Source organism: Mycobacterium sp. 48b (assembly GCF_048282725.1).
In the GTDB taxonomy this organism is placed as follows: Bacteria; Actinomycetota; Actinomycetes; order Mycobacteriales; family Mycobacteriaceae; genus Mycobacterium.
This window is the reverse complement of the sequence record NZ_JBLVUL010000001.1, coordinates 6,299,635-6,312,898: the sequence shown is the minus strand read 5'-3', so window position 1 is coordinate 6,312,898 and position 13,264 is coordinate 6,299,635. Positions and strand designations below refer to the sequence as shown.

The following is a 13,264-nucleotide window of genomic DNA, read 5'->3' as shown; positions in this document are numbered from 1 at the left end:
CAGAAAGTGGGGGGACATGTCGGACGACCGCTTGAAGAACTTCGTTCTGTCATTGGCAGACGCGGACGAGCAGCTGAGCGAACCGGCCAAGTTCGTGGTCCTCGCTGCGATGGAAGGCGGCGACGATCTAGCTGAGGTGCTGAGCGATAACGCCACGCCGGCAGAGCTGGTGCAAGCGCTGACCGCAGAGGCGAAAGGGGATACCGAACCCGTAGGCGCCTACCTGCATTCCATCACCGTTCGGGGCTTCCGAGGAATCGGGCCAGCCGTCACTCTGCTCTTCCAGCCTGGCCCGGGTTTGATCGTGGTGGCTGGCCGCAACGGATCGGGTAAATCCACCCTGGCCGAAGGACTTGAGCTCGCACTGACGGGCACGAACTCACGCTGGAAGAACAAGGCCGCGGTGTGGTCGCAGAATTGGCGGAACCTGCACGCGGGCGAGCCCGCGCAGATCCGGGTCAAACTGGCCGAAGAAGGTTCGGGCGCAACGGTGATTGGGGTGGACTGGCCGGCCGGCGATGTCGATGTTGACGCGCTCAAGACGTGGGTGCAGCGGGACGGGAAGAAGCGCGAAGACACGGCCGTGCTCGGGTGGGCCGGTGCCCTGGAGATGTACCGGCCCTTGCTCAGCTATGACGAGCTGGGCGGGATCCTCGAAGGACGGCCGAGCGACTTCTATGACCAGCTGCACAAGCTGCTCGGTCTGGAACAGCTGACGACTGCCATGGCCCGACTCGATGCTGAGGTCAAACAACTCAAACAGCTGTCAGCTGCACAGAAGAGCGCTCGCGATCTCCTTCGCCCCAAGCTGGAGTCACACGAGGACCCGCGCGCAGTAAAAGCGTTGGTAGAGCTGAAAAAGCGTCGCCCGGACCTGAACGCTGTGCGGCCGTTGATCACAGAGGGCGCCGCGCCGACCATGCCTTCGGCATGGAGCTGCGCACAGAATCTATCTGCCCCGGACGAACACGAGGTCGCGCAGGCCTGCCAGAACTTGCGATTGGCGGCTGATGCGGAAAAAGCTGAGGTCGGTCGCGCTGACATCCTCAACGCCGACCGCGTTCAGTTACTCGAGCTGAGCCTCGAGTTCCACGCCATTCACGGTGATCAGAAGTGCCCCGTCTGCGGCAGCGGTGATCTGACCGCGCAGTGGGTGGTGGCCGCACGGGCGGCGCTCGAAGAGTCCCAGCAATCAGCGCAGTCTTTGTCGTCAGCACGGGCGGCCACTAGGCAGGCGCGTGCGGAGCTGGCCAACGTGGTGCACGCAGTGGACGCGCCGCCGGAGCCGGATCCGTCACTGTCGCACTTGCCCACGGCACAGGCAGCATACGAAGCGTTCGCATCCCTGCCCACTGACGGTGAGCACGCGCTGGCCGACCACGTACAGCAGAAGTTGCCCGCATTGCGTGACGCGTACGCAGCGCTGCAGCAACAGGCAGCTGGGCTGATCAAAGAGCGGGAAGACGCCTGGAGCCCCGTCGCCTTACAACTCGCGGAATGGCTTGGCAAGGCAGAGCGAGCCGAGGCTGTGGCCTCCGCCCTGGCCGTAGCCTCTGAGTCTCTGAACTGGCTGCAGGACAACGCGACCAAGCTGCGTAGCCAGCGCATCGAACCGCTTGCCGAGCAAGCCCGACAGATTTGGGCGACGCTACGGCAGGAAAGCAACGTCGAGCTGGGTGCGATCGAGCTGGCGGGGCAGAAGACCACCCGGCGGGTCGTACTCAAGGCGGATGTAGACGGATCCGATACCGAAGCCTTCGGCGTGATGAGCCAGGGCGAGCTGCAAGCCTTGGCACTGGCGGTCTTCATTCCCCGCGCGACTTCGGCAGCTAGTCCATTTCGGTTCATGGTGCTCGACGATCCAATCCAGGCGATGGACCCGTCGAAAATCGATGGCTTCCTTCAGGTTCTGACCAAACTGGCTGTCACCAGACAGGTCATTGTGTTTACACACGACGACCGGCTACCCGCTGCCATCCGGCGATCCCGCGTTCAGGCACACATCGTAGAGATCGCCCGAGGGACGAACTCCGTTGTTGAGCCGTCAACAGCGAACCGGCCTGCGACGAGGATGCTCAAAGACGCCTACGCAATCGCTGCCGATGACGCCGTCCCTGACGCGATAAAGAAGGCTGCCGTTCCGGTCCTCTGCCGTGATGCCCTGGAGTCCGCCGCATGGGATGTCTTCTGTGCGCGACAACTAGCACGAGGTGTGCCACATGCCGAGGTCGAACAGGCGTGGGAGTTAGCGCCCTTGACCAGGGCCCGCCTCGGCCTGGCGGTGAACCCGGAAGACAAGGCCGCAGTGGATAAATGGCTGTCCGGTGGATCGGCGCGACGTGCGGCATTGTGGGTGGCCGCCAGCGGCGCACACAAAGGGGTAACCGACTACCGCGATGCAGTGAACTCCACTCGGCTGGCCGTCGGCGATTTGGAGAAGCTCGTCTCATGACAGATCGGGCAGAGTTGTTGGCATACGCAGAGCAAGTGTTGGGCGGAACTGTGGCCCTCGGTGTCCGCGGTCCACGGACCGCTGCGCTCCTCGCGCGCTGCGCCTTCGAAGAATGGCTGGACGAGATGAGTGCCCCGTGGGCGACGCAGGTGAACACTGACAGGCTGCCGACAACGAGCTCGAAGCTTGTCGCGTTGGGCGCACTTCACGGAGTTGGGTTGGGGGAGAAGGCCAAAAAAGCGTGGAACGGACTGAGCCGTGCTGTGCACCGCCATGCGTACGAGCTGCAGCCCTCGGCATCCGAGGTCCGTCACCTCGTTCGGCAGGTGATAGAGGTTTGCACCGACTCGACGGACAATGGGGCCGACTCACGAGAAACTGGCGGGACGAGTCTCTGAACCCCTCAGGTGCAGGCGTTTACGCTCCCGACAGGGATTGTTACCTCGTTGAACGCTATCAATTTCCACGGTGGTACATGGCAGGGTGCTTGGGCTCGGGCGAGCCCTCCGGAAAAGGCACACGCAGCAAGGTCTTTCGGATATGGCTGGCGCTGGCGGCTAGGTCAACGGTTAGAAACCGATAGCGATGCTCTTGAATTGTTGCGGACTCGTCCAACTGCTGCCCAACCACGGGGTACAACAGCACGCCCTCGGAAGTACGGGACAATTCGTCGTGATCATGTTGCGATTGCACGTAGGCGTATAGCTGGAAGATGTGGTCGCGCGAAAGTCTTGTCAAGCCATACTGGTTCGGTCTCAATGAATCGGCGAACTTGGTTTCGACGATGATGCGACGATCGGCGGTCTCGAGGAGTGTGTCGGTTTTCATGATCGGCAGAATGGCGATCAAACCGTCCGTCGCGTGACTAACCGGCCAGCGATGCTGCGTCTCCCCGTCAGCCACCGACCAGTTCGGCGGCAGCACCGCCTTATAGAAACCTCGCACCGCGGCCTCGTACAACCGACGAACCTCAGTGGCCTCCCGTTCGGGGTCGCGGCCGCTTGCCCGTCCAGAATCTTCGGCGGGGATAGCCATCTGTAGCAGCAGCCGTGCGGCATCCACTGCTTCGGCGTCGTCCTGCTCGTTGCGGCCGAGTCTCAGTTGGCATGCTTCGCGCACGGTGATCAGCCTCGGTGAGACCCCGTACTGGGTCAGCGCGTCCGCCAGGCCGCGCGCCCGGCGTTCGAGAGTCTGACTATCGACCTGCCGTGCAGCGATCACAAGAGCGGCAAGCAGGGTCCTGTTGCGCAGGTTGTCGACCGACAGTTCGTCGAATCGGCAGGCGACCCGGCCTTGGGCGAGAAGCTTTTTCGACTCCGTAGCTAGCAGATCAATCTGGCCACGCACGCGCGTGAGTGTGGCGGCACGCTCACGGTACTGGCGGCCGAGACTACGCTGCAGACGTCGCTCGACGGCGGTCACCAGCACCTCCGCCACCAGTTCGAACAGATCCGCGGGATTCTCCTCCACGCTTCGATGCCGCAGAAACTCGTTGCGCTGGTAGAGGCGAGACGCATACAGCATCAGTAACCACAGGTTTCGCACGGGGATGTGGGTGCTGCCACTGACGATGACCCCAGGACTGGTCACGGCGAGCCGATCAACGCTGCTGTCTCGGCGGCGACTCTAGCTGGGTCGTCAAACCAGTATTCGGCGAGCAGCGGCCGGACCTCCTGCGCGACAACGCCCCGGACCCAACTCGCGAAATCATCAATCGCGGAGTCGTGCGCCGGTGTGAAGAAGCTATGCCCTATGCGGTACTGCTCACCCAACGACGGATCGTCGGCGATCCGCTGGTTCAGCACGCGGATCCGATCCGCCAACGATTCGAGAATCGTCGTGTCGATGCCATTGCGAAGGGCGACCCATTTGCGCCAGGCCTCGTTGAACTGCGGTGACAGATCGGCGAAGGCAAACCTTCGGCGCAGGGCAAAGTCGACGATTGCCAGCGAGCGGTCGGCAAGATTCATCGTTCCGATGATGTAGAGGTTGGCCGGGATGTGGACGGGGGCCTCGCCAGCTTTACGGTACGTAAGGGTCAGCGCCTCGGCGGGGTCCCGCTTGTCCGCCTCCAGCAGCGTGAGCAGTTCGCCGAAGATCTGAGCCAGATTGCCCCGGTTGATCTCCTCGATAACCAGGACGTGCTTACTGCCGGGCGTGCTCTCCGCCCTCTTCATAACTTCCAGGAAAAGCCCGTCGACGAGGGTGAGCGTGCCGTCGCCACTAGGACGCCATCCCCGCACGAAGTCTTCGTAAGACAAAGTGGGGTGGAATTGGACGGACTGGAGCAGGTCGGCAGCCCCTGAACCGATAAGTGCCCGCCCTAGCCGTTTTGCCAGCCATGTCTTGCCGGTTCCGGGCGGCCCTTGCAAGATCAGGTTCTTCTTGCGCTCCAAGGCATCGAGGTAGCCGGTGAGTGTCTCCTCGGCGAGGAAGCACCCGTCTTCGATGATCTCTGACACTCCATAGGTGGGCGCCTCGGCAGTTTCTTCCTCGCTGGTTTCTTCCTCGCCCTCGTCGAGGACATCCGGTGCTGCGTCACCGAATCGCTCGACCCAGTAATCCGAGTTGCGGAACTCGTCGTAGTCCTGTTCGGCATCATTGAAGGTGAAGTCAATCAGTGCCTTGGACTTCCAATCGGTCTGCTTTACCCGCCACACCGTCTGCTGATTCGTGTAGAAGTACCACTCCTTCACGGGTTCCGGTGTATCCCAGGCGACATCGACTGTGTAGCCGTCACCGTGATTGTGGGTGATGGTGCCGGTGGCTTTGATAGCCATCACAGACACACGGTTTCCCTTGGGGTCGAACGGTAGGTCGTGCTTGCGCGTGAAGGCGGCCTTGATGGCGATCCGCTCGCCGGGCTTCATGGCCTTCACGATGTCGAGGTACTTACCCTGGTTGCCATTCACCCAGCGTCCGATCTCGATGAACCGCTCGGTCTGGTCACCGACGGGGCCGCTGTAGTCGTCATCAGGCGCCGTGTAGAACGCGCCGACGAACCAGTGGGACGGAAGGTTTTCCGTGTCAACGGCGACAGGAGTCGTCGCACGTTTCTTCGGGACGTATGCCTGGAATGCCGGGATGGCTTCTAGATCAGCCTCGGTGATCTCGGTCGGGTGGCTCGTGAGCATCTGCCTGCCGAAGTCGGTTATCCGGTTCTCGCCGTTTTTGATTTTCTCGACGGCTTCGGCACGCGTGAGGAATGAGAGGGCCCAGCCAGCTCGGTTGTCGGCTTGGCCTTGACCAGAGAGCAACGTGACGGTGCGCTGTTGATCGGACAACTGAAGGTGATCCATAGCCGCTGGCTTTAGATCACGGGTCCTCCAGACCTGACCGTCGCTGAGCACTTCAAGGATCGGCCTGGCAAATTTCGGCCAAGAGGGAACATCGTCGACAGAGTCCGGGCTGCTCATCGGTCAGCTCCAGTATCGATCGACTGCCGCTTCCCGTCGGCCAATGTTGCCGGGGATAATCCCTTCTCGATCATGAACCGTAAAACGGCATTGATGGCCTCCTTAGCGGCACCAAGTTGTCCGAGGCGCAGTGACTTTGGATCGCTGTATGGCTCTATTCGGTTCACAAGCGCCGAAAAATGGCCTTCGAAGTCGGTGAGCTGATACCTCAGTTTTGTGTCGTAGGGCAGATCCAGGAGCTTGCGGGTATGTTCGGCAGCTACACGTAGGCGCTGCACGCGGGCGTGCCGACGCTCGAACTCGCGCCGGGCCGTCGGCTCATCCTTTGGCTTGTACGTCACCGGGGGCAGTTTTGCCGAGCGGCCTTCGGTGCGGAGACAGGAGGAATAACGCGGCGCGATCACCTGCTCGCGGTCGATGGGACCATGACCGGCTTGAGTAAGCCCCTGGTTTAGCTCGCGCAGCCAGGCGAAGTGCGGGTCACCGTCACCGATGCCGTGCAGGAAAACTACCTTCACGCGTCACTCCTCGAGTCTGTGTTGGGGTCGGGCCTGTAGAACGTGTGACGAGTCGCTGAGCTACCGGTCGCGCGGCCGACTTTCACTGCACTTCATCTCCCTCGCCCCCTCAGGATTGTCACCGAGTCGTCTGCGTGGGCGACGCGATGCGAGAAGGACTGCTCGCTGTTCTATGCGGTGCATCGTCTCATCGCGGACCGACAGGCGTCGGCAAATGGCCCCCGACTTTGCTCCGGGCAACGAGGCGCCCTACTGGACCCGACTCGTGGCGTACGGAACCTACTCGACCAATGTGTGCGGCGTGTGATCCGCTGCGGTGGAGCGAGATCCGCATTGAACGCGCGATCGGGCGGCCGTGCTACGACGACACCTACATTCCGTTGGAAATCGTGTTGGACGCGCCCGATCTACTGCGTGCCTTCATCCCATGGGCTCACGCGCAGAGCGGGATTCGCGACGAGCTGACCGGGCGAACGATCGCGACGACGACAGGCTGAGGACTCGATACAAGCGGGAGATCCTCGGGCAGGCGGAGCGCTGGGACCTCGATGATGCGGGTTAAACGGGATGGGTACCCTTCAGCTAGCAAACTGCTAGCTGAAGGAAAGCGGTCAGCGTACGCTGAGACCGTGCGAACTCTGCATCTGCGGAATGTCCCCGACGAGGTCATGGATCGACTCGAACGGATGGCGCGTGCTGCGAGCACGTCGGTGACTGCCGTCGCGATCCGGGAACTCGACGCTGCAACCCGCCGAATCGACAACGCGGCGCTGGTGGCCACGCTGCCCGATCTCGACATCCCCGCGGAGACGATCGTCGAGCAGTTGGAATCCGAACGCAGGTGATCGTCCTCGACGCGTCGGCAGCAGTCTCTGCGTTGTTGAATGACGGGCCGGCCCGCAGACTCCTTGCTGCCGAAGCGATTCATGTACCGCACCTGGTGGACGTGGAAGTTGTCAGTGTGCTGCGTCGGCAAGCCGCAGTCGGACTACTGGGTGCGGAGGATGCGCGTCAGGCTCTGGATGTCTGGCGACGACTCGGGCTGATTCGCTACGCCGCTGCACCCCTTCTGGAACGTGTCTGGGAGCTGCGGACGACGGTAACGGCTTACGACGCAATGTATGTCGCTCTTGCCGAGAACCTGGACTGCGCGTTGGTGACCGCGGACTCACGGCTGTCTGGGGCCGCCGGACCGCGGTGCACCGTCACGGTTGTACCCCGGTAAGCGTCGCAGCTAATCGACGTCCACGGCGACGGGCGTCCAATGGCCCCAGTGGTGAACGAGCAGGATGGGAAGGGTGCGCGGCACGGGGGACTGTCCGGGACATTGTTGGTCCACATCGGCATTCAGTTGATAAATCTGCATCGGTTCTGACAACCCAGGAACGAGCCTTGTGCCTTGAACTCCGAGGTCTTCGATGTCCTTCAGGTCGTAGCGGCAGCCGTTCGGCGGCATGGCAGCCCGGATGTTGCGTTCCTGCTCCAGATAGGAATCGCTTTGCACCGTCGAGCCCGGGACGTATGCCAAACGGGTGAACCCCTGCTCCAGCTTGCCGTCGTTGAGCGCGTCGATAGCTGACTGGACTCTGCCTCGCTGAAGGGCGGGAGTGAAGTCTGCCAGTTCGGGATCAGTGGCGTCCTTGTCGTGAGCGAGGGTGACAAACCCCATATAGCCGACCATGACAACCGTGATGCTGCATCCCAGCGTGATCAAGGCTATTCCACTGCGGGCCAATGCTTTCGGCCGTGGCTGGCGTAGACGTGCGGATCTGCGCAGCGCAATTCCACCGACCAGTAGCACCAAGCCGCCGATAAAGACAGCGGTGGCCTGCGCTACCGCGACAGTGCTGATCGCCCCGCTGCTCCGATGGAGGACGAAAACACCGGCCGCAGCGAACGCCGCCAGCACCAAAGCGGCGATTACGGACTTGGTGGCGGGACCGCCCCGCTGTTCGAGGTTCATTCGCCTGGATACGTCACATGGATGAATTCGGCCTGCGCAGGTCCGCCGATGAATGCCGGATCCACTGGAACCCAGTTCTTTTGGTAATTGTCAGCTCCGGAATGCTGATCTACGACGTCCATCAAACTCCCATCCGGTGCATGGGCTTGCCCTACATATACCGCCACGTGGTCAATCTTTCCCTCGGTGTCTCGGTAATAGATCAGATCGCCGGGAACCAACCCAGCTTTCGACGGAGCGAGCGGGTCCAGCTGGCCCACTGTCTGTGTGGATACAGTGGCTGCGGTGTGCCCTCGGCCCGATTGAGTCATGAAGTCATGGTTCGCAGCGGCGTTGTCCCACGTTGTCGATTCCGTGTTCTTCGGATTCCATGTGTCGCGGTCGTAGTACCAGTCGTCTGAGTCACCGTGATGCCAATCATCCCAACCATCGCCTTGGTCTTGAAGCCCACCGGCTCGCAATACTTGGGACGCGAAATTCGTGCAGTCCTGGCCATATGTTTTGTAGTCAGGGTTGTGATCGTCGGCCCATCGTTCGGCGTAATCGACGGCGGCCTTTCGAGACGGCGACAAGGGCGGCTGCAGAAGAGGTCCATCCTTGAATCCGGGAAAGTCGCCCTGCATGAAGCCTGCTGGCTGTGCACTCATCTCGCCGAGCCCGCCGGGGAATTCAGCGGTGGCTGCGTCGAGGGCCGTGGCGATGTCACGGTCGCTGTCCATGAGAGCCGTGGCCTGGGCGCGGATGTCGGCAGTAAGTTCGTTGGCATAGGGCTGCAACATCATTGCGTCGGCCGTCGGCCTGCCCGGTGTGTAGGCACTCACGGTCAGGTCGTCTGTGACGGATAATCCTTCCCGGCGAGCGGCGCTGACCATGCTGAGCAATTTCTGCTGGGCGGCACGTAGATCGGCATTCCCTTTGCGGGCGACATCGGAAACGCTCCTGAGGCTTTCAGCGTGCGCTTGTGCCGCAGCCCGAGCGGTGTCGGTATGGCGAAGTGCGGCGTCACCGGCTTGGCCCTCCCAACGTGCCGCAAGCAATTGCTTGTGGGCCATGGTGAAGCTGTCTTCGATCACGCTGGCGTCGTGTGCCAACCGATCGGCGAGGTCAGTCAAGTGCGTGGTGTCGAGATTTTCGATCTGCGACAGTGTGGGCGCGGTAGTGACAGGCATCTACAGCGAGCCGATCGCCAAGTCGATCGTTCTCGATGTGTGGGTGTCACGGTTGGTGTAGCTGATCGCAGCGGTGACGATCTTGTGCGACGTCGCCCGCATCTGCCCCGCGAGTGCATCGCGTGCATTGTTTGCGCCCACGTAGGCGCGGGATACCGACGCTGAACTGGATAACCATGCTGGCCCTGAAGGCTCGCCGGACGGCTCACCTCTTGCGAGGTTCTCAGCAAGAATATTCAGCTGGCGGCCCGCCTCATGCAGATCGCTTACGTTCACGCGCAAGGTCGTCACCGCCGCGAGCCCTCGTCGCCGAAACTGGAATCAACGTGCATCGCCGTCCCCCCGGTCCGTCGTTGGCGGCAGAATATCGGCGATTGCTGTGGATTGGCTGGACATGATTGGGGCGGCGACCCGCCGCCCCAATCACGCCGATGGTGGCCTTACCTGGAGCTGCTTCTTGGGGTGCGGTTCCTCAGCTCTTGACCGGTTCGACGCTCGAGATCTTTTGCGTCCGCTTGTACAGCCACATGAGCACCGCTGCGAACCCGATAATCCCGAGAGCCTCAGCCAGAGTTCCGTCATTACCGGTGAAGATCGCGAACGGATCGTCACTTCCAGTCCCGGCGACGAACCCGGCGAACACCACGCCGTAGAGGCTTTCGCCGACGATCATGCCGGTGGCCAGCAGCACGCCGAGGCGCTTCTTACGCTCGACATTGCCGCCGGTGCGGTCGGCCCACTTGTTGTAGAAGTACCCCAGCAGGGACCCGAGCGGGATGATCAGGGTCAGGCTCATCGGCAAGTACATTCCCATCCCGACGGCCAGCGGCGGCAGCGAGAATCGGGTTGTCCGGGTGAGGATCTCGTCGACGATGACGATCACCATCCCGATCGCCGCACCCAGCCCGATCAGCGACCAGTCCAGCGACCCGCCGAACACGCCCTTGGCCAACGACGAGATGAGGGCGGCCTGCGGTGCGGCCAGGGCGTGGTCGGTGGCCCCCGGCGCCCCCAGGAACCCGAACGCCCGCTGCATGAGGTCGAGCACCGGCGGGATGATCGCCGAGCCGAACAACACGCCAATCACCAACGCCACCTGCTGTTTCCATGGCGTGGCCCCGACCAGCTGGCCGGTCTTGAGGTCTTGCAGGTTGTCATTGGAGATGGTGGCCACCCCGAACGTGATGGCCGCGACGAACAGCGTGAACGCCACCAGGGCCAGAGACCCGTCGTCGGAGGTCGGGCCGTACACCAGCTTGATCAGCACCGCGGCGATGAGCACCGTCAGGATGCCGACCCCGGAGATGGGACTGTTGGACGAACCGATCAGACCGGCCATGTACCCGCACACCGCGGCGATCACCAGGCCGATGATGAAGATGAACACCACGCTGGCCACGATGATCCCGGTCGAACTGCCGTGCAGCACGGTGGAATGACTGAAATCCCACAGCAGCACCGCAATTGGGATCAGCATCGCCACCACGATGCCGACGACGATGGGGAACGGGATGTCGCGTTGGGTGATGTCGACCATCTGGCCCTGCCGGCGGTCACGGGCCGAGACCAGCGCCTCTCGGATGCCCTTGATGATCGGGCGCAGGATCTTCAGCAGCGTCCACACCGCCGCGACGGCGATCGCTCCAGCACCGATGAACCGCACCTCGTGCACGAACACCCCGTCGATGACGTCGGCCGCCGACTCGTCGGTCCCGAACGTGCCGATGGTGCGGATCGGCAGCAGCACCCCGAAGGAGATGACCAGCCCGACGAGCATCGCGATGCCCACGGTCATCCCGATCAGATGCCCCACCCCGACCAACGCCAAGGACAGGCTCGCGCCGAACATCGAGCCGCCGGCGCCGACCCGGAAATAGGCCGCCACATAGTTGGCGAGCACCTTGAGATTGGCCAGCAGCGCGAACCCGGCCGACACCAGCGAGCCGAACGCGATCACCCGGATCCCGACGCGGTTCTCCTCGACCCCGCCGCTGCTGTCACCGACCTTGAGCACCTCGGCGGCGGCCACGCCTTCGGGGTAGGGCAGATCCGAACCGGTCACCAGGGCCCGGCGCAGCGGGATGGAGTACATCACGCCGAGGATGCCGCCGACCGCGCACACCGCCACGGTGATCCAGTACGGGAACCCGGTCCACCAGCCGATCATGATCAGCCCGGGCAGCACGAAGATGATCGCCGAGAGCGTCCCCGCCGCCGAGGCGATGGTCTGCACGATGTTGTTCTCCACGATGGAGTGGTTGGCGAAGTTGCGCAGCAGCGCCATCGAGATCACCGCGGCCGGGATCGCGGTGGCGAACGTCAGGCCGACTTTGAGGCCGAGATAGACGTTGGCGGCGGTGAACACCAGCGTGATCGCCCCGCCGAGCAGGATCCCGCGGACGGTCAGTTCGCGCAGCGTCGGTGTGGTGGGTTCTGCGACTGCCAACTCGGCATCCTCTCGGTTGCTGCTTCCATTGCTGCCGTGGCTACGCGACAACGTGGATACACGGTAGGCACTGGCAGGCGGCAGCGCTGGTTGATCCGCTCACAGAGCGAGGCAATATCCGGGTGTGGGCGAACAGACTTTTCAAAAATTTGATTGCGGGTACCTGAGTACGTTTCGCTCAACCTGTATTCGACGCACGTGAAAGTTCTGTCGTACGGTCGGAATCATGACTGTCTACAACCTGGCATTTGAATGGACAGACACCAACCGACATTGGTTCATCGAAGTACCGATTCGAATCGTGGCATACGCCGCCCTTGCGTTAATTCTGCGTTTTTTGCTGCACCGAATGATCGATCGGGCGACCACCGGTAGGGCGGTCAAGGCCAATAGCGGAGAGGTGGAGGGGCAAGCCAGAAAGCCACCGCTGCTCCGCTACTTGCGGGACCGGGCCTCGGCGACGGAAAGCAGTGCCCGGCTGGCCGAACGTCGGCAGCAACGCGCGCAGACCATCGGGTCGGTACTGAAGTCGACGGTGTCGATCGTGCTGCTGGTCTGGGTGGTGCTGGCCATTTTGAGTGTGCTCGGAGTGAACATCGCGCCCTTCATCGCCTCGGCCGGTGTGGTCGGGTTGGCCATCGGGTTCGGCGCGCAAAACCTCGTCCGCGATTTCGTCAGCGGTGTGTTCATGCTGCTGGAGGACCAGTACGGCGTCGGCGACACCGTCGACGTCGGCGACGTCATCGGGGAAGTGCAGAGTGTCGGGCTGCGCATCACCACCATCCGCGACATCGACGGCACCCTCTGGTACGTCCGCAACGGCGAGATCGCCCGCGTCGGCAACATGAGCCAGGACTATGCCGTCGCCCGTGTCGAGGTCCCCGTCGCCCTGACTGCCGATGTCGACCGTGCCGAACAGGTTGCCCTTGACGCCGCCAAACAAGCCGTCGCGGACCCTCTCATCGCGCGAAAAGTGTTGGGCGAGCCGGAAATGCTCGGCGTACAAGAGTTCTCCGCCGACCTGGTCACCTTGCGGATGACGGTGAAGACCAGACCGAACGCGCAATGGTCGGTGCAGCGTCGGCTGCGCCGAGAGATCCTGCGGGCGTACGACGAAAACGACATCGACCTGCCTTATCCGCAGGGACGCATACATGCCCTCGTAGGCGGTCGGGAGGCTGAGTAGGGCAGTGGTGGGCGCTGTGATGAGTGTGCATGCTCTTGGGGCGAAAGGCCGAAAAATTCGCAACAGGCTACACATTCGTCGCAGGGGCCGGACCTGGAACATCGCCGTTAGGGG

The 13,264-nt window shown here is 62.5% G+C and carries 11 protein-coding genes; 4 read left to right on the top strand and 7 right to left on the bottom strand.

From position 1 onward, the window contains the following. Positions 1-16: 16 nt before the first annotated feature. Positions 17-2,452, top strand: a complete 2,436-nt coding sequence (locus ACNQR1_RS30885) for an AAA family ATPase (RefSeq protein WP_418049345.1) — start codon at positions 17-19, stop codon at positions 2,450-2,452. A 456-nt stretch (positions 2,453-2,908) separates the two neighbouring features. Here the strand turns inward: ACNQR1_RS30885 and mcrC are convergent, their stop codons facing one another. From mcrC to ACNQR1_RS30870, 3 genes are read right to left on the bottom strand one after another with little or no spacing between them, the layout of a single operon-like run. After that, on the bottom strand, positions 2,909-4,042 hold the full coding sequence (gene mcrC, locus ACNQR1_RS30880; protein WP_418049344.1) for a 5-methylcytosine-specific restriction endonuclease system specificity protein McrC: 1,134 nt from the start codon (positions 4,040-4,042) through the stop codon (positions 2,909-2,911). Further along, the gene (locus tag ACNQR1_RS30875; RefSeq protein ID WP_418049343.1) at positions 4,039-5,868 is read right to left on the bottom strand and encodes an AAA family ATPase; all 1,830 of its coding nucleotides are present in this window, start codon (positions 5,866-5,868) and stop codon (positions 4,039-4,041) included. The genes mcrC and ACNQR1_RS30875 overlap by 4 nt, the downstream gene beginning before the upstream one ends. Further along, positions 5,865-6,386: a hypothetical protein gene (locus tag ACNQR1_RS30870; protein WP_418049342.1), complete on the bottom strand. Its 522-nt coding sequence runs from the start codon at positions 6,384-6,386 to the stop codon at positions 5,865-5,867. The genes ACNQR1_RS30875 and ACNQR1_RS30870 overlap by 4 nt, the downstream gene beginning before the upstream one ends. A gap of 629 nt (positions 6,387-7,015) precedes the next feature. On the opposite strand from ACNQR1_RS30870, the gene ACNQR1_RS30865 reads away from it, so the two are divergent. Together ACNQR1_RS30865 and ACNQR1_RS30860 are read left to right on the top strand one after the other, a co-directional pair. Beyond that, positions 7,016-7,231, top strand: coding sequence for an antitoxin (locus ACNQR1_RS30865; RefSeq protein ID WP_418049341.1), 216 nt, complete (start codon positions 7,016-7,018; stop codon positions 7,229-7,231). Next, positions 7,228-7,611: a type II toxin-antitoxin system VapC family toxin gene (locus ACNQR1_RS30860; RefSeq protein WP_418049340.1), complete on the top strand. Its 384-nt coding sequence runs from the start codon at positions 7,228-7,230 to the stop codon at positions 7,609-7,611. Before ACNQR1_RS30865 ends, ACNQR1_RS30860 begins: the two co-directional genes overlap by 4 nt. A 9-nt stretch (positions 7,612-7,620) precedes the next feature. On the opposite strand, the gene ACNQR1_RS30855 is transcribed toward ACNQR1_RS30860, so the two are convergent. From ACNQR1_RS30855 to ACNQR1_RS30840, 4 genes are all read right to left on the bottom strand, one after another. Continuing rightward, positions 7,621-8,349, bottom strand: coding sequence for a hypothetical protein (locus tag ACNQR1_RS30855; protein ID WP_418049339.1), 729 nt, complete (start codon positions 8,347-8,349; stop codon positions 7,621-7,623). Beyond that, complete coding sequence (locus ACNQR1_RS30850) at positions 8,346-9,518, bottom strand: amidase domain-containing protein (RefSeq protein WP_418049338.1); 1,173 nt, start codon at positions 9,516-9,518, stop codon at positions 8,346-8,348. Before ACNQR1_RS30850 ends, ACNQR1_RS30855 begins: the two co-directional genes overlap by 4 nt. After that, complete coding sequence (locus tag ACNQR1_RS30845; RefSeq protein WP_418049337.1) at positions 9,519-9,809, bottom strand: hypothetical protein; 291 nt, start codon at positions 9,807-9,809, stop codon at positions 9,519-9,521. Between the two features lie 181 nt (positions 9,810-9,990). Beyond that, complete coding sequence (locus ACNQR1_RS30840) at positions 9,991-11,964, bottom strand: OPT family oligopeptide transporter (RefSeq protein WP_418049336.1); 1,974 nt, start codon at positions 11,962-11,964, stop codon at positions 9,991-9,993. A 226-nt stretch (positions 11,965-12,190) separates the two neighbouring features. Between ACNQR1_RS30840 and ACNQR1_RS30835 the strand changes: the two genes are divergently transcribed. Continuing rightward, a complete protein-coding gene (locus tag ACNQR1_RS30835) occupies positions 12,191-13,150 on the top strand; it encodes a mechanosensitive ion channel family protein (RefSeq protein ID WP_418049335.1) in 960 nt (319 codons plus the stop codon). Positions 13,151-13,264: the final 114 nt, after the last annotated feature.